The 16,323-nt window shown below is 67.7% G+C and carries 12 protein-coding genes and 1 tRNA gene; 8 read left to right on the plus strand and 5 right to left on the minus strand.

Annotated features, from left to right (window positions below; translation table 11 throughout):
- Positions 1 to 28: 28 nt before the first annotated feature.
- Positions 29 to 490, plus strand: a complete 462-nt coding sequence (locus tag PA27867_RS04520; protein ID WP_066593877.1) for a hypothetical protein — start codon at positions 29 to 31, stop codon at positions 488 to 490.
- A gap of 20 nt (positions 491 to 510) precedes the next feature.
- On the plus strand, positions 511 to 1,452 hold the full coding sequence (locus tag PA27867_RS04525) for a bifunctional riboflavin kinase/FAD synthetase (RefSeq protein ID WP_066599074.1): 942 nt from the start codon (positions 511 to 513) through the stop codon (positions 1,450 to 1,452).
- Positions 1,453 to 1,501: 49 nt separating this feature from the next.
- Here PA27867_RS04525 and PA27867_RS04530 read toward each other — a convergent pair whose 3' ends face one another.
- Positions 1,502 to 2,200 (minus strand): maleylpyruvate isomerase family mycothiol-dependent enzyme, encoded by a 699-nt coding sequence (locus PA27867_RS04530; RefSeq protein ID WP_066593879.1) that lies wholly within the window; start codon positions 2,198 to 2,200, stop codon positions 1,502 to 1,504.
- A gap of 23 nt (positions 2,201 to 2,223) precedes the next feature.
- On the opposite strand from PA27867_RS04530, the gene PA27867_RS04535 reads away from it, so the two are divergent.
- Both PA27867_RS04535 and PA27867_RS04540 read left to right on the plus strand, forming a co-directional pair.
- Entirely contained in the window at positions 2,224 to 3,453 is a 1,230-nt protein-coding gene (locus tag PA27867_RS04535; protein ID WP_066593880.1) for an MFS transporter, read from the plus strand.
- Positions 3,454 to 3,548: 95 nt separating this feature from the next.
- Positions 3,549 to 4,505, plus strand: a complete 957-nt coding sequence (locus tag PA27867_RS04540; RefSeq protein WP_066593886.1) for a sugar-binding transcriptional regulator — start codon at positions 3,549 to 3,551, stop codon at positions 4,503 to 4,505.
- A 52-nt stretch (positions 4,506 to 4,557) separates the two neighbouring features.
- Here the strand turns inward: PA27867_RS04540 and PA27867_RS04545 are convergent, their stop codons facing one another.
- A complete protein-coding gene (locus PA27867_RS04545; RefSeq protein WP_420480688.1) occupies positions 4,558 to 5,922 on the minus strand; it encodes a zinc-dependent metalloprotease in 1,365 nt (454 codons plus the stop codon).
- Between the two features lie 141 nt (positions 5,923 to 6,063).
- Between PA27867_RS04545 and PA27867_RS04550 the strand changes: the two genes are divergently transcribed.
- The 3 genes from PA27867_RS04550 (at position 6,064) to PA27867_RS04560 (ending at position 10,430) form a co-directional block, all read left to right on the plus strand.
- A complete protein-coding gene (locus PA27867_RS04550) occupies positions 6,064 to 7,167 on the plus strand; it encodes a PDZ domain-containing protein (protein WP_066593889.1) in 1,104 nt (367 codons plus the stop codon).
- Positions 7,168 to 7,276: 109 nt separating this feature from the next.
- A complete protein-coding gene (locus PA27867_RS04555) occupies positions 7,277 to 10,180 on the plus strand; it encodes a UPF0182 family protein (RefSeq protein WP_208857301.1) in 2,904 nt (967 codons plus the stop codon).
- Between the two features lie 176 nt (positions 10,181 to 10,356).
- Positions 10,357 to 10,430 (plus strand) — tRNA-Met (locus tag PA27867_RS04560).
- Between the two features lie 71 nt (positions 10,431 to 10,501).
- Here PA27867_RS04560 and PA27867_RS04565 read toward each other — a convergent pair.
- Positions 10,502 to 11,392: an RNA polymerase sigma-70 factor gene (locus PA27867_RS04565; protein WP_066599104.1), complete on the minus strand. Its 891-nt coding sequence runs from the start codon at positions 11,390 to 11,392 to the stop codon at positions 10,502 to 10,504.
- Positions 11,393 to 11,541: 149 nt separating this feature from the next.
- Here PA27867_RS04565 and PA27867_RS04570 point away from each other — a divergent pair, with 149 nt between their 5' ends.
- Complete coding sequence (locus PA27867_RS04570) at positions 11,542 to 12,747, plus strand: NAD(P)/FAD-dependent oxidoreductase (RefSeq protein ID WP_084020696.1); 1,206 nt, start codon at positions 11,542 to 11,544, stop codon at positions 12,745 to 12,747.
- Between the two features lie 32 nt (positions 12,748 to 12,779).
- Here PA27867_RS04570 and PA27867_RS20540 read toward each other — a convergent pair whose 3' ends face one another.
- Complete coding sequence (locus PA27867_RS20540) at positions 12,780 to 13,343, minus strand: hypothetical protein (protein ID WP_157109121.1); 564 nt, start codon at positions 13,341 to 13,343, stop codon at positions 12,780 to 12,782.
- A gap of 180 nt (positions 13,344 to 13,523) precedes the next feature.
- Positions 13,524 to 16,223, minus strand: a complete 2,700-nt coding sequence (adhE, locus tag PA27867_RS04580) for a bifunctional acetaldehyde-CoA/alcohol dehydrogenase (protein ID WP_420480697.1) — start codon at positions 16,221 to 16,223, stop codon at positions 13,524 to 13,526.
- Between the last annotated feature and the right edge of the window lie 100 nt (positions 16,224 to 16,323).

Raw genomic sequence — 16,323 nt, forward strand, 5'->3', positions numbered from 1 at the left:
CCGAAGATGCTGCGATAATTACTGAGCGATGAATGAGCTCAAGACCGATTCCGGAGACAACGCCACCGGCACCACGCCCCGCCGGGTGACCGGCATCGGTCGTGTGCTGATCATGGTCTACGGGGTGCTCGCGCTTGCCGCCACGGGTCGCTCCTTTGTGCAGATCGTCGGCAAGTTCGACCAGGCACCCGTGGCGTACGCGCTGTCCGCCCTCGCGGCCGTGGTCTACATCGTCGCGACCGTCGCCCTGATCAAGCGCGGTGCGTTCTGGTACCGCGTGGCCTGGATCACCATTGGCTTCGAGCTTCTCGGCGTACTCGTGATCGGCACCCTGAGCCTGGTCGACCCGCAACTCTTCCCGCACGACACCGTCTGGTCGGTCTACGGGCGCGGCTACGTGTTCATCCCGCTCGTGCTGCCGATCCTGGGCATGTGGTGGCTCGCCCGGCACGCCCCGGAGCGGGCCGGCCGGAACGGTGCCGCAGCGTGACCGGCGCCCAGGTCACTCCCATGAAGGTGCTCGACGGCGTCGGGGCCGTGCCCGCCGACTGGCCGGAATCTGCCGTGAGCATCGGCAAGTTCGACGGTGTGCACGCCGGCCACCGGGCCGTGATCGCCGAGCTCAACAGCCTCGCCCGCCGCGAGGGCCTGGCGTCGGTCGTGGTGACCTTCGACCGCCATCCGCTGGCCCTGCTGAACCCCGCGAAGTGCCCCACCGAGCTCGTGAGCGTGCCCCAGAAGCTCGACCTGCTCGCCGAGACCGGCATCGACGCCACTGTCGTGCTCACCTTCGACCACGCGCTGTCGTCGCTGCCGCCCGAGGACTTCGTCCGCGACATCCTGGTGGACCTCCTGCACGCGAAGCACGTGTCGGTGGGCCGGGACTTCAGGTTCGGCGCCAAGGGCGCCGGCGACGCCGACCTGCTCACCGAGCTCGGCCGGCAGTACGGTTTCGATGTGCGACTGATCGATGACGTGATGCCGCACGGAGAACGCCGGGTGTCCTCCACGTGGATCCGCGAACTGTTGTCTGCCGGCGATGTGCGATCGGCCACCCGCCTGCTCGGGCACCTGCCCACCGTCCGCGGTGTGGTCGTGCACGGAGCGGCGCGGGGCCGGGAGCTGGGTTTTCCCACCGCCAACCTGTCCCCGGAGTCCGAGGGCTTGATCCCCGCCGACGGTGTCTACGCCGGCTGGCTGACCGACCATGGCGCCCGGTACCCGGCCGCCATCTCCATCGGCAACAACCCCACCTTCGACGGCGTGCCGCAGAAGCAGGTGGAGGCCTACGTTCTCGACCAGGAGATCGACCTGTACGACCATGTCGTCGAGGTGGCGTTCGTGGAGCACATCCGCGGCATGGTGGCCTTCACCGGTATCGAACCATTGATCCGGCAGATCGAGGACGACGTCGTGAAGACCCGGGCGATCCTGCACCGCCCGATCGACTAGCCCGTTCGGCGAGCCCAGTCGACTGGCCGGTTCGACCGGCCCGTTCGACTCAGCCTTCTGAGGCGCTCTCCGTGCCGTCGGGCGTCCGGTCTGCCGTGCGGGGCAGCGGCCCGCGGCCGAACAGGAACAGGAGCAGTTGGCGTGCCGTGCCGGGCAACGGCGTGCCGTGACCGACGCTCCAGTCGGCATCCGTCGCCTCGAGCCGGCGGATGCGCAGAACGGCCTTGATCTCGGTGGGGGCGATCAGGCTGCGGCGAAGCGCCACGGCTCCACCCGCCGTCGCGTGGATCGGCAGGGGGAGACCGAGGGGCTCGGCCACGTCGAGGCCGTGCGCCACGGCCTCGGTGAGCTCGGTGATCCCGCCACGGCCCACCCCGGCGGCGCGCTCGGCGGCGATCTCTCGGAGCCGGGCCACAAGCGCCGCGGGTTCGGCCTCGGCCGCCGCCCGGCTCAGGTCATCGATGGCGCGGGCAGGGCGCAGGTGATGGCCCAGGTACGCGCGTGCGGCACTGCCCAGAAGCTGCCTGCGGCTGCTGCCCAACCGCCAGACCAGGTGCCCGGCGACATCCCGCACCCGCCAGCCGCTGCACAGGCTCGGCGATTCCCACTGTTCGGGGGTGAGGGTGTCGAGCAGGTCGGCGACGGCCGTGAGGGTGGCCGCGAGGTGCCCGGACCAGCGCGAGTTCACGCCGGACTCATTGCCGACGCTGCGGAGGCTCAGAGGGAGGTCGCGCGCGAAGTTGGCCATGTGGTCCAGCCTAGACTTGCACGGTGTCAGTGAGCCCGCCCCGTCCCCTCTGGTCCGGCCGTGCCCTGGCACTCGTGGGGATCGTGCTGGTGGCCGCGAACCTGCGGACCGCCGTCGCCGCTCTTTCTCCCATCGTGGGGCAGATCAACGCCGACATCCCACTGAGCTCCACCGCCATCGGCGTGCTCGGCATGCTGCCGCCGGTCTGCTTCGCGGTCTTCGGCATCTTCACCCCGGTCTACACCCGCCGCCTGGGCCTGGAGAACGTGCTGGTGCTGGCCCTGGTGGCCATGCTCGCCGGCCATGTCACGCGCGGCCTGGCCGGGTCGTTCGGGATGCTCGTGGTGGGCAGCGTCATCACCTTCGCCGGCCTCGGCGTTGGCAATGTGCTGCTGCCGCCGCTGGTCAAGAAGTACTTCCCCGACCGGGTCGGCCTGGTCACCTCCCTGTACGTGACGGTGGTGTCGCTGAGCACCCTGATCCCGCCGCTGATCGCGGTTCCGGTGGCGGATGCGGCGGGCTGGCGGGTGTCGCTCGGCCTCTGGCTGGTGCCGGCCCTGATCGCCCTCGTGCCGTGGGTGAGCATGTTCGTGCGGCACCGGGTGGAGTCCACGCCCGCTGCGCTGATCGACGAGGCCCAGCCGGCCATGCTCGGCCAGATCTGGCGGTCCTCGATCGCCTGGGCGCTCGCTGTGGTCTTCGCCGCCTCCTCGCTCAACGCCTATGCCATGTTCGCCTGGCTGCCGCAGCTGCTCGTCGACAACGCCGGGGTGACCCCGGCCCAGGCCGGCACCCTGCTGTCGGTCTATGCGGGCATGGGCATCCCCTGCGCACTGCTGATTCCCTGGCTGACGGCGCGGATGAAGAACGTCGCCGTGCTGGTCTACGTGGGCGTCCTGGCCTTCCTACTCGGCGACCTCGGCCTGCTGCTCGCCCCGGCCACCCTCACCTGGCTCTGGGTGGTGCTGGCGGGGCTCGGCCCGCTGTTCTTCCCGCTGGCGCTCGTCCTGATCAACCTGCGCACCCGCACCCACGAAGGGTCGGTGGCGCTGAGCGGCTTCGTGCAGAGCGTTGGCTACACCCTCGGCGCCCTCGGGCCGCTGAGCGTCGGACTGCTGCACGAGCTCACCGGCGGCTGGACCGCCCCGCTGATCTTCCTCATCTGCACCGCGCTGGCGGTCACGGTGGCCGGCGCCGTGATCGCGCGCCCGCATCTGCTGGAGGACGATCTGGAGCGCCACCGCGGCCGCTGAGCGGCCGCTGCTCATGTGAGCAACCTCGGCAACATGAGTTGTTCCGGCCGATCAGGTCGACTTACGCTGGGGGGACGTGGGAAGGCACCAAGCTGATGACTGACATCGATGAGCTCCTGTCCATCCGGGCCGCGGAGCTGTACTACGAGGAAGACAAGACCCAGGACGAGATCGGCACCATCCTCCGGCTCACCCGGTGGAAGGTCGGCCGGTTGTTGGCGCAGGCCAAGGCCAAGGGGTTCATCCGCATCGAGATCGTGCATCCGCGCGCCCGCCGCCTGGGCCTTGAACGCCAGCTGCGTCAGGCCACGGGCCTGACCGATGTGGTCGTCGTGTCGACAGCCGGCGTCGTCGACGAACTCGACCTGCAGAAGCGCACCGCGCAGGCCGCCGCCGACTACCTCACGGCACTGCGCCCGGTGCCGCGCACGCTCGGCATCAGCTGGGGCCGCACGCTGCACGACATCTCCCTGCAGCTCAAGCCCGGCTGGGCCAGCGGTGTGAACGTGGTGCAGATCAACGGCGGGGTGAGCCTGAATGCCCGCCCCGGCACCGCCGCGGCCACGGCCGTGAGTATCGCGCAGAAGGGTGCAGGGCAGTTCACCCTGCTGCCCAGCCCCGCCATCCTCGAACGGGTGGAGACCAAACAGGCCATCGCCTCCGACCGTTCGGTGGCGGGGGTGCTCGAGATGGGGTCGGCAGCCTCCGCGTACCTGTTCAGCGCGGGGCAGGCCGACGAGGATTCCGCTCACGTGGACAGCGGCTACCTCACGCCGGAGCAGATCACCGAACTCGTGCGCAAGGGCGCCGTGGGGGATGTCGTCGGCCGGTTCATCGACAGCGACGGTCAGATCGTCGACCCCGCGTTGGACGAACGCACCTTCGGGATCTCGCTCGACCAGTTGCGCAGGTCCCGCACGGCGATCGCCGTGATCGGCGGACCGCGCAAGCACGCGATCGCCAGGTCCGTCGTCCTGTCCGGCCTCTGCACCGTCCTGATCACCGACGAAGACACGGCCCAAGCCCTCTTAAGCCCGCGAACCGTGAGCTAAGCCCCGAAAAACGCGCGTTTTCGGGGCCTAGGTCACAGTGGACGGCAGGGGGTTACGCCTCGTGCGGGCGGTCGGGGTTGTCGTCGCGCAGCAGGTCTTCGAGGGCCTGGTCCACTTCGTCGAGCACGGGAGCCTCACCCTTGGCGGTGCTGGTGAGGCGCGCCACGAGGGCCTGCGGGTCGTCGAGGTCGGCCGAGGTGGGCAGGATGTCCGGGTGCGCCCACAGGCCGTCCCTGGCTTCGTTGCCCACGGCATCCGTCACGGCCTGCCACATCGCGGCGGCCTCGCGCAGGCGCCGAGGGCGCAGCTCCAGACCCACCAGGGTGGCGAAGGCGGACTCGGCTGGTCCGCCAGAGGCGCGGCGGCGCTTGACCGTCTCGTTGATGGCATCGGCGCGCGGCAGGCGGCTGGTGGCCTCCACCGTGACCACGTCGACCCAGCCCTCGACGAGGGCGAGCATGGTCTCGAGCCGGTCGAGGGCGGCCAGCTGGGCGTCGGTCTTGGGCGGAATCAGCGACCCGTTCACCATGGCGTCGCGCAGTTCCTCGGGGTTCGAGGGGTCGAAGCCCTCGGCCAGGGACTCGAGGCGGGAGGTGTCGATGCTGATGCCGTGGGCGAACTCGGTGATCGAGGTGATCATGTGCAGGCGCAGCCAGCGGGAGTGCCGGAACAGCCGCGCGTGGGCGAGTTCGCGCACCGCGAGGTAGATCTGCACCTGGTCCATGGGCACGTCGAGGCCCTCACCGAACTCGGCGACGTTCTGGGGGAGGAGGGCGGCCTGCTGGTCGCCGAACAGCGGGATGCCGATGTCGCCGCCGGAGACGACCTCGCTGGAGAGCTGGCCGACGACCTGGCCCAGCTGCATGGCGAACAGGGTGCCGCCGAGGCTGCGCATCATCTGGCTGGCTCCGGCGAGCATGCCCTTAAGCTCCTCCGGTGCCTGTTCGCTGAGCACGGAGGTGAGCGAGTCGGAGATGCTCGTGGCGACGGGCTCGGCCAGCTGGCTCCAGAGCGGCATCGTGGCGGTGACCCATTCCTTGCGGGTCATCAGGCGTGGCTCCACCGTGAGCTCGGCGACCGAGATCACATCGTCGAGCCAGAGGGCTGCGATGTGGAAGGCCTGCTCGAGCTCGGCGCGCTGGGCCGGCGTGGTGCTCTGCGCGCCGGCTGCGGCGCGTTCCTGGCCCTGCTGCAGGGCGATGTCCCAGTTGATGCCGCCGTCGCCGCCACCGGCGCGGAGGGCGCCCTGCAGCTGGTTCATCAGAGCGGCGACACTCGCCGGGTCGTTGGGAAGACCGGCCGCGCCGGCCAACTGGCCGGGGTCGATCGACGATTTACCCGAGAGGATGTCTCGGAGCATGTCCCGGAATTCATCTTCGGGGTTCTGACCCTCGTCGGGTCGGGAGTCATCGGCCACTTCAGGCACCTCTCAGTTGCTTGCCTCTACGCTAGCCCGAGAACCCCGGCCAGAACTGGGAAATGACCTACGCTGGGTCCTTGCGGTGTCCGCCTGTCGCGAACACCGCTCACGACCCTGTTCACCCCTTTAAGGAGCCTGGTGGCCCTCTTCACCGATGATTCGTCCCTAGGCTCCGCCCCCCGCCGCCGCGGTTCCCGCACCGGCTGGGTGGTGCTGGGCATCGCGCTGGTCACCGGCCTCACGCTCGCCGTCGTCCCGTCGCCGTACGTGGTCGAGAAGCCGGGCCCGGTCTACAACACGCTCGGCTCCGCGGACTACGAGGGTGAGAAGAAGGACCTCATCACCATCCCCGACGAGACCGTCTACCCCACCGAAGGCAGCCTCGACCTCCTCACGGTGTCGGTGCTGGGCAACCCGGACAACCGCCTGAACTGGCTCACGGTCGCCTCCGCCTGGCTCGACCCGAGCCAGGCCGTGGTTCCGCTCGAGTCCGTCTTCCCGGCCGACGTCACCACCGAGGAACGCGACGAGCAGAACCAGGTGGCCATGGTGAACTCCCAGCAGGATGCCATCGCGGCGGCGCTGACCAACCTCGGCTACGACTACCCGACCGAGTTGAGCGTGGTCTCCCTCGCCGACGACGCCCCGGCGGCAGGCGTGATCAAGGAGGGCGACCTCATCGAATCGGTGAACGGCCAGGCCGTCGCCGACATCACCGCGCTGCGCGCCGCGCTCACAGCAAGCGGCGCCGGCACCCCTGCCACCATCGGGCTCAGCCGCGACGGCGCCGAGCAGAGCGTCGAGGTCACCCCGGTCGACATCAGCGGCAACGTGGTGCTGGGCATCAACGTCAAGTCCGACTACCAGTTCCCGTTCGACGTCGACATCCAGCTCGACAAGGTCGGCGGCCCGAGTGCCGGCATGATGTTCGCCCTGGGCATCATCGACAAACTCACCCCGGGTTCGCTCCAGGGCGGGGCGGATGTCGCGGGGACGGGAACCATCGACCAGTCCGGCACCGTCGGGCCCATCGGCGGGATCCGCCAGAAGCTCTTCGGCGCCAGCAACGCGGGCGCCGACTGGTTCCTGGCCCCGGCAGCCAACTGCGACGAGGTCACCGGCCACATTCCGGACGGCCTCACCGTCTTCGCCGTGAGCACGCTCGACGACTCGCTCGCAGCGCTTGACGCCATCCGCACCGGCGCCGACACGAGCGACCTGCCGACCTGCCCGGCAGGCTGATAGCAGCGCCTCTTCTGGGTGAGCCCTCAGCGAACTGGGGGTTTGCCCCGAGACTCGCTGCATAGAATGAGGGTCTGACCCCCGATCTATCAGAGCAAGAGGCCAATTCGTGACTTCATCATCCGCCGGAAGCGCTCCACGTCGGAGCCGTGCCCCGCTAGCCATCACGGCAGCGATCATCGCAGGGCTGGTGATATTGTTCTTCATCTTCGCCGGGCTGTACGCGGATGTGCTGTGGTTCGACCAACTCGGCTTCCTCAGCGTGCTGACCACCCAGTGGGTGGCCGGTGCCGTGTTGTTCGTGGTCGGCTTCCTGGGCATGGCGATCCCGGTCTGGGTGAGCATCCAGCTGGCCTACCGCCTGCGTCCCGTCTACGCGAAGCTCAATTCGCAGATCGACCGCTACCAGCAGGTGATCGAGCCGCTGCGTCGCCTCGCAATGTACGGCATCCCCGCCCTGCTCGGCCTCTTCGCCGGCGTGGCCGCTGCCACGCACTGGCAGACCATTCTGATGTGGCTCAACCGCACGGATGCGGGCACCACGGATCCGCAGTTCGGCTTCGACGTCTCGTTCTTCCTCTTCGACCTGCCGTTCTACCAGTCGCTGCTCGCGTTCAGCTCGGCCGTCGTGCTGATCTCCGCCCTCGTCGCGCTGGCCACCTCGTACCTCTACGGCGCCATCCGCATCACCGGCCGTGAGGTCTACGTGGCCAAGGCCGCGCGGGTTCAGATCGCCGTCACCGCCGCCGTCTACCTGCTCCTGCAGGGTGTGAGCATCTGGCTCGACCAGTACTCCACCCTCACCCAGGCCAACGACCTGATCACCGGCGCCGGCTACACCGACGTCAGCGCGACCATCCCGGGCCGCGCCATCCTGGCCGGCATCGCCGTCTTCGTCGCGATCCTCTTCGTGGTCACCGCGTTCATCGGACGCTGGCGCCTGCCCGTCATCGGCACCGCGCTGCTCATCGTGTCGAGCCTGCTGATCGGCTCGCTCTACCCCTGGGTCGTGCAGCGCTTCCAGGTCGACCCGAGCGCGAAGACCCTCGAGGCGCCGTACATCCAGCGCAACATCGACCTCACCCGCGACGCCTACGGTGTGGCGGATGTGGAAGAGATCCCATACACCGCCACGACCGAGGCCGAGCCCGGCGCCCTGCGTGCCGACGCCGAGACCACGGCCAACATCCGTATTCTCGACCCGGCCCTGGTCAGCGACGCGTTCGCCCAGCTCGAGCAGTTCAAGCAGTACTACCAGTTCCCGTCCAACCTCTCGGTGGACCGGTACACGATCGACGGCAAGTCCCAGGACACCGTGGTGTCGGTTCGTGACCTCAACCTCGACGGCCTGAGCAGTGAGACCTGGGTCAACTCCTCGGTCGTCTACACCCACGGTTACGGTGTGGTCGCCGCCTACGGCAACCAGCGTTCGGCCGACGGCCAGCCGGTCTTCCTCGAATCGGGCATCCCCACCTCGGGTGCGCTCGGCGAGTACGAGCCGCGCGTGTACTTCGGCGAGACCTCGCCCACGTACTCCATCGTCGGCGCCCCCGAGGGCAGCGACCCCGTCGAGCTGGACTACCCGTCCGGCGAAGACGGCGCCCAGCAGACCTACACGACCTTCACGGGCGATGGTGGACCGAGCCTGAACGGCCCGTTCAACAAGCTGATCTACGCGCTCAAGTTCCAGTCCGAGCAGATCTTCCTGGCCAACGCCGTCAACGACGAGTCGCAGATCCTCTACGACCGCGACCCGGTCACCCGCGTGCAGAAGGTCGCCCCGTACCTCACCCTCGACTCCGCCCCGTACCCCTCCGTGGTGAACGGCCGGATCAAGTGGATCGTGGACGGCTACACCACCAGTGCCAGCTACCCGTACTCCACGGCCGTGAGCCTGAGCAACGCGATCGCCGACACCGAGACGCCCGAGCAGCCGTTCGCGCTGGACAACATCAACTACATGCGGAACTCGGTCAAGGCCACCGTCGATGCCTACGACGGCTCGGTGACGCTCTACGCCTGGGATGAGAACGACCCGCTGCTGCAGACCTGGCAGAAGATCTTCCCGTCCACGGTCGAGCCGATGAGCGAGATGTCCGGCGACCTGATGAGCCACGTGCGCTACCCGGCCGACATGTTCAAGGTGCAGCGCGCCATCCTCGGCAAGTACCACGTGACCGACCCCGGATCCTTCTACTCCGAGGACGACGCGTGGACCACGCCGAACGACCCCGTGTCGCCGAGCACCAACACGACCCTGCAGCCGCCGTATTACCTGACCATGCAGATGCCCGGCCAGGAAGCACCGTCGTTCTCGCTGTACTCGACCTTCATCCCCAACGCGTCCGGGGAGACCAGCCGGAACGTCCTGACCGGTTACCTCGCGGCCGACGCGGATGCGGGGGCCACGGATGGTGAACGGGCGGATGGCTACGGCAAGCTGCGCCTGCTGACGCTGCCGAACGACATCACGGTACCCGGCCCCGGCCAGGTGCAGGCGAAGTTCAACGGTGATCCCACGATCTCCGCCGAGCTCAACCTGTTGAAGCAGGGTCAGTCCACGGTGCTCAACGGCAACCTGCTGACGCTGCCCGTCGGTGGCGGTCTGCTCTACGTGCAGCCCGTGTACGTGCAGTCCACCGGTGAGACCAGCTACCCGCTGCTGCAGAAGGTCCTCGTGGCCTTCGGTGATCAGATCGCGTTCGAGGACACCCTTGACACCGCTCTGAACGTGCTCTTCGGTGGCGAGTCCGGTGCTAATGCCGGCGACACCGATGTGCCGGCCGTCACCACGCCGGAGGGCGAGACGCCCACCGACGGCACCACGGTTCCGTCTACCGAGACCGGCAACCCTGAGGTCGACGCCCAGCTGAAGACGCTGCTGGCTCAGGCCAAGCAGGCCATCGCCGACAAGCAGGCAGCCCTGGCCGCCAACGACCTCGCCGCCTTCGGGGTCGCCGACAAGAAGCTCTCCGACACCGTCGCGAGCATGCTCACACTGATCGGCCAGTAACGACCGGTTGAGTCGAGACGCGGGCGGTGCGCCGGGGAAACCCGGTCGTACCGCCCGCGTTTTGTCTGTGTCCGGCGCCTGCCGAAGCGGATGCCGGACCGACTCGGGTGCGACTCGCCCGGGGGGAGTGCTCGATTCGAAGGGCTTGGGGAACTGTGGTAACTTAGTTCTTGTAGCGCGGGGTGGAGCAGTTCGGTAGCTCGCTGGGCTCATAACCCAGAGGTCGTAGGTTCAAATCCTGCCCCCGCAACAGAAACAAAAGTCCCGGTCTCGAAAGAGACCGGGACTTTTGCGTTAAGCCAGTGCCCGCCGTCTTGCCCCTCAGCGCAGGGCGCCGAGCTTCTGCGGGTTCAGGACGAAGAAGATCCGGTTGATGCCGTGCTCGTTCACGCCGATGCTGCAGACGATGTACGGGGCGCCGTCCTTGCGGAAGACGAACGCGTCGGAACCGTTCACCGAAGTGAGCTGCATGTCGACGTTGTCCTCGAGTTTTCGCAGCGTACCCAACAGGAACCGCCCGACATGATCGCGCCCCTCGACCGGCCGACGAGCTGCGGACACGATCCCGCCGCCATCCGAGTAGAGCACGATGTCGTCGGTGAGGAGAGTCTGCAGGCGCTGCACGTCTCCGCTCTGAGCGGCGGCGAGGAACGAGCGAAGCAGCCTGTTCTTCTCGGCGACGGTCACCCGGGTGCCGGTGCTCTCGGTGAGGTGCTGGCGGGCACGCCGGGAGAGCTGGCGGGCATTGGCCTCGGTGGTGCCGATGATCTCCCCGATCTCGCGGTACGGATAGTCGAAGGCCTCATGCAGCAGGTACACGGCACGCTCCATGGGGGTGAGCCGCTCCATCAGCAGCAGGATTCCGACCTCGAGTGCCTCGGTGTTCTCGGCCCCGAGCTCCGGATCAGCACCGGTGAGCACGGGCTCGGGGAGCCAGGGGCCGATGTAGGTCTCCCGGCGCAGGCGAGACGAGGTGGCCACATTGATGGAGAGGCGCGTCGTCATCGTCGTCAGGAAGGCGGCGGGGCTGCGGATGCCCGTACGGTCGGTGCACTGCCATCGGACCCAGGCATCCTGGACGATATCCTCGGCCTCAACCGTGCTGCCGAGCATCCGGTAGGCGATGCCGAAGAGCCGGGGACGCAGGGACTCGAACTCGTCCGCCACGTCGTCGATCTCCGAGGCTGCGGCGTCGCTCCGGTTGCCTCGCATCGGCATCCCCTCGTCGCTTGGGCCGGGATTGTGAACGGTTTTCAATGTACTCCGCCCCTGGGTGCTGCCGTGTCACGTTTGCGCGGTGGTCGCGGTCAGTACTGATAACGCGCAGTACTGGCCGAGCGCAGTTTCGAGAAGGAGAACGAATGAGTACAGGTTTCGACCAGACGGTCGTCGTCATCGGGGCCGGCTATGCCGGCATCCTGGCGGCCAACCGCATCCAGGCCTCGCTGAAGCCCGCGGAGGGACGCCGGGTGCGCGTGCGGCTGGTCAACCCGGCACCGCACTTCATAGAACGGGTGCGCCTGCATGAGGTGGCTGCCGGGGTGCGCGCGACCGCGGCGGTACCCCTGTCCAAGATGCTCCATGCCCGGGTCGAGGTTGTGCTGGGAACGGTCCTGCGTATCGACGCACCGGCCCGTGTTCTCGGTGTGGCGACCGACAGCGGGGTGACCCGTGAGCCGTACGACATCCTCGTCTACGCGGTGGGGAGCGTCGCCGCGCTCGGTGCGCCAGGCGCCGAACACTTCGCGCACCTGCTGAGCAACGTCCAGGGTGCGGAATCGGCGCGCCTGGCGATCGCCACGGGCCCGGCCGACCAGCGCATCGTCGTCGTCGGCGGAGGTGCGACGGGCGTGGAGGCCGCGGCGGAGTTCGCGGAACGTCACCCGAGAGCATCCGTCACCCTGGTGTCGCGGAGCGCGGTTCTCGGGCACCTCCCCGCGGCGTCCCGGCGGTCGGTTGCCCGGTCGCTGGCAAAGCTCGGCGTCGAAGTGCGGGAGTGGAGCGACGTACGCCGGGTGCAGGCCGACGCCGTCGAGCTCTCCGACGGCACGCGGATTCCTAGCGACGTCACCGTCTGGACCGCCTCGTTCGCCGTGCCTGATCTCGCCCGCCGCAGCGGCCTCGACGTCGACTCCATCGGCCGGTTGCTGGTCGACGAGGAGCTCCGCACGGTCCGGTACCCGGAGATTCTCGGTGCGGGGGACGCGGTACGCCCGCCGTCCTCCGTCGGCTCCCACCTGCGCATGGGCTGTGCCATCGCCATGCCCCTCGGCGCCCAGGCGGCGGACAACGTTCTCGCCGTTCTGCGCGGTGAGACCCTGACGACACTCGATGTGGGGTTCGGTGCTCAGTGCATCAGCATGGGCCGAAAAATGGGGCTGATCCAGCTGCTCACCGCAGCGGATGAGCCGCGCCCACTGCGGATCACCGGCCGGGCCGGTGCGCTGGTCAAGGAGTTCGTCTGCGCGGTCATCGCCACAGGATCGCCTCGGCGCGAGCGCACACGGCCCGGGTCCCTGATGCTGCCCTCCGGGCCCAAGCGCGTGCCCGTGGACTCCAAGCGCTAAGCGAGTGCTACGAGGAGTCCTGGCGGTCGGAGTTACTGCAGTCCGGCCAACGAGTCCAGGTAGCTCGGCTGGCTGACGTAGAAGGTAACGCCGTCCCTGTTCACCACGGCGGGATTGTCATCGCCCGAGCGCTCGCCCAGCAGCGTGGCGGTGACCGGCTCGTCGGACTCGGTGTAACCGGCCGCGGTCAGTTCCGCTCGTTTCGCGCTCCACGTGCTCTCATCCATCGCAACCTGGCCGTACCAGAGCGGAACGTCGCCTCCATCGCTGGTCCAGTAGCAACTCAGCCCTCCCAGATCGACCATCGAAGCCATGAGACCGCTGTGGCCTCCGGGCAGGTCGGTCTGCAGGGTCCAGCCCGCCGCGGCGATGTCGCCCAGGGCCGGTGCGGACAACATGTTCTCGCAGGTCGGATCGACAGCGAGGTCGCCGGTCTGCGGAGCAGGTGTCGGTGTGACCGTTGGGGTTGCGGTCGCCGGTGGGGCGGCCGACGTGCCCGGGGTCGTGGACGGTGCAGTCGCCCCCGACTGCACGCCTGCGGCGCAACCGCTCAGCATGAATAGGGCGGCCAGAACCGCCGTTGATCTGCGAAGCATGTGTAGTTCCCCCACCTCGATGTGCGCCCCCGTGCGTGGCCTAATGCGCACTCTACCTGGGCTGTCACCGAGTCGCCCTCACGACGGCGTGCCCGAGCACATCCAAAAACGGCCCCGCACAGAAGTGCGGGGCCGTTAAGGTGGTGCAGGTCGAACGGGTGCTGCTGTGACGCGTGGAGCCTACTTGCCGGCCTTGCGGGCCGGCTTCTTGGCGTCCGCGGTCGTAGCGGCAACCTCTGCACCGGTCTCGAGTGCCGCGTCGCCGACGGCGGTGCGTCCGGCGCGAACCTCGGCGAACGAGGTGCCGTAGTACGCGGCTTCCATGAGGGTCTTCATGTCCTCGAGCATCGGCATCCGCGGGTTGGCGGGTGCGCACTGGTCGCCGTAAGCGCCCATGGCGAGCGAGTCGAGGCGGCTGATGAAGTCTTCCTCCGGCACGCCCTGCGCCTGGAAGGACGGCTTGATGCCGACCTTGTCGCGCAGCTGCTCGACGGCCTGGGCGTAGGACTCGACGCCCTCGGCGGGAGTCGAGGCCGGCAGGCCCAGGTGCTTGGCGATCTCCTGGAAACGCTCCGGGGCGATGTAGTGCTCGTACTTGGGCCAGCTGGTCAGCTTGGTCGGCACGGTGCCGTTGTACCGGATCACGTGCGGCAGGTAGGTCGCGTTGACCCGGCCGTGGATCAGGTGCAGCTGGGCGCCGGTGACGTGGGCCATGGCGTGGACTATGCCCAGGAACGCGTTACCGAAGGCCATGCCCGAGATGGATGCGGCGTTGTGCATTTTCTCGCGAGCCTTGATCACGGTGTCGTCGGTGCTGCCGATCGACCCCTTCACGCTGAGTTCGATGTTCTCGAAGATCAGCTTGATCGCGTGCAGGCACAGGCCGTCGGTGAAGTCGTTCGCGTACACCGAGACATACGCCTCGGTGGCGTGGGTCAGGGCGTCGAAGCCGGAGTCGGCGGCGAGGAACGACGGCATCATGGCCGTGAGCACGGGGTCGATGATCGCGACGGACGGGATCAGCGCGTAGTCGGCCAGCGGGTACTTGACGCCGGTGACCTCGTCGGTGATGACGGCGAACGGGGTCATCTCGCTGCCGGTGCCCGAGGTGGTCGGGATGCAGACGAGCTTGGCGAGCTCACCGAGGTCGGGGAACTTGAACGCGCGCTTGCGCACGTCGAAGAACTTTTCCTTCATGTCGGCGAATTCGATTTCGGGGTGTTCGTACAGCAGCCACATGACCTTCGCGGCGTCCATGGGGGAGCCGCCACCGAGGGCGATGATGGTGTCCGGCTTGAAGGCGCGCATTTCCTCTGCGCCCTTCTCCACGGCGGAGACGGTGGGCTCGGGGAGCACGTTGTCGATGATCTGCAGGGCAACGCGGCCCTCGCGGCGGTTGAGCACGTCGAGGATCTTGTCGACGAAGCCCAGGCGGGTCATGGTCGAGTCGGTGACGATGGTGACCCGGGTGACGTCGCGCATGTCGGCCAGGTAACGGATGGCGTTCGGCTCGAAGTAGGTCTTCGCGGGGATCTTGAACCACTGCAAGTTGTTGTTCCTCCGGCCGATGCGCTTGACGTTGATGAGGTTGATCGCCGAGACGTTGTTCGAAACGGAGTTGTGTCCGTACGAGCCACAGCCGAGCGTGAGCGACGGGATGAAGGCGTTGTAGATGTCACCGATGCCACCGAGCGAGCTGGGGGCGTTGGTGATGATGCGGACGGCCTTGACGCGCTTGCCGAACTCCTCGATGATCGCGGGGTTCTCGCTGTGGATCGAGCCCGAGTGGCCCAGTCCGTCGAATTCCACCATCTGCTCGGAGAGCGAGATGCCCTCTTCGGCGTCCTTGGCGTGCATGACGGCGAGCACCGGGGCCAGCTTTTCGCGGGTCATGGGCTCGTGCGGGCCGACTCCGCTGACCTCGACCAGGATGATCGACGTGTCGTCGGGAACGCTGAAACCGGCCTGCTGGGCGATCCACACCGGCGACTTGCCGACGACGGTGGGGTTCAGCTTGGCGCCGGCGCAGTTCTCGGAGTTGGCGGTGACGCCGAAGATGAATTCTTCGAGCAGTGCCTTCTCTTCCTTGGTGGTGAGGTAGGCGTGCAGGATCTTGAACTCTGCCATCGCCTCCTTGTAGAGGGGCTCTTCGATGATGACGGCCTGCTCCGAGGCGCAGATCATGCCGTAGTCGAAGGACTTGGAGAGCACGACGTCGTTGACGGCACGCTTGAGCTTGGCGCTCTTCTCGATGAAGGCGGGCACGTTTCCGGCGCCGACACCCAGGGCGGGCTTGCCGCAGGAGTACGCGGCGCGGACCATGGCGTTTCCACCGGTGGCGAGGATGGTCGCGACACCGGGGTGGTTCATCAGCAGGGTGGAGGCCTCAAGCGAGGGGGCTTCGATCCACTGGATACAGTTCTCCGGGGCGCCGGCCTTGATGGCGGCGTCGCGTACGACGCGGGCTGCGGCGACGGAGGACTGCTGGGCTCCCGGGTGGAAGCCGAAGATGATGGGGTTGCGGGTCTTCAGCGCGATGAGCGACTTGAAGATCGCGGTCGAGGTGGGGTTGGTGACCGGGGTGATGCCGCAGATGACGCCCACGGGCTCGGCGATCTCGGTGATGCCGGTGATCTCGTCGCGGCTGATGATGCCAACGGTCTTGAGGTTCTGCATCGAGTTGGTGACGTGCTCGCACGCGAAGAGGTTCTTCACGGCCTTGTCTTCGAAGACGCCTCGGCCGGTTTCGGCGACGGCGTGCACGGCGAGTTCGGCGTGCTTGGACAGGGCTGCGACGGAGGCCTTCTTGACGATGAAGTCAATCTGCTCCTGGGTGAAGTTCTCGTATTCCTTCAAAGCGACTGCGCCGGCAGAGACCATGGTGTCGATCTGCGCGGCGATTGGAGTGGCGACTGGTTGGTCTGTGATCGTCATAGTTTTCCTCCTGGACAACCCGATCTGGGATCTTTGTCTCTGGTTC

The sequence above is a fragment of the Cryobacterium arcticum genome (assembly GCF_001679725.1).
Taxonomy (GTDB): Bacteria; Actinomycetota; Actinomycetes; order Actinomycetales; family Microbacteriaceae; genus Cryobacterium; species Cryobacterium arcticum_A.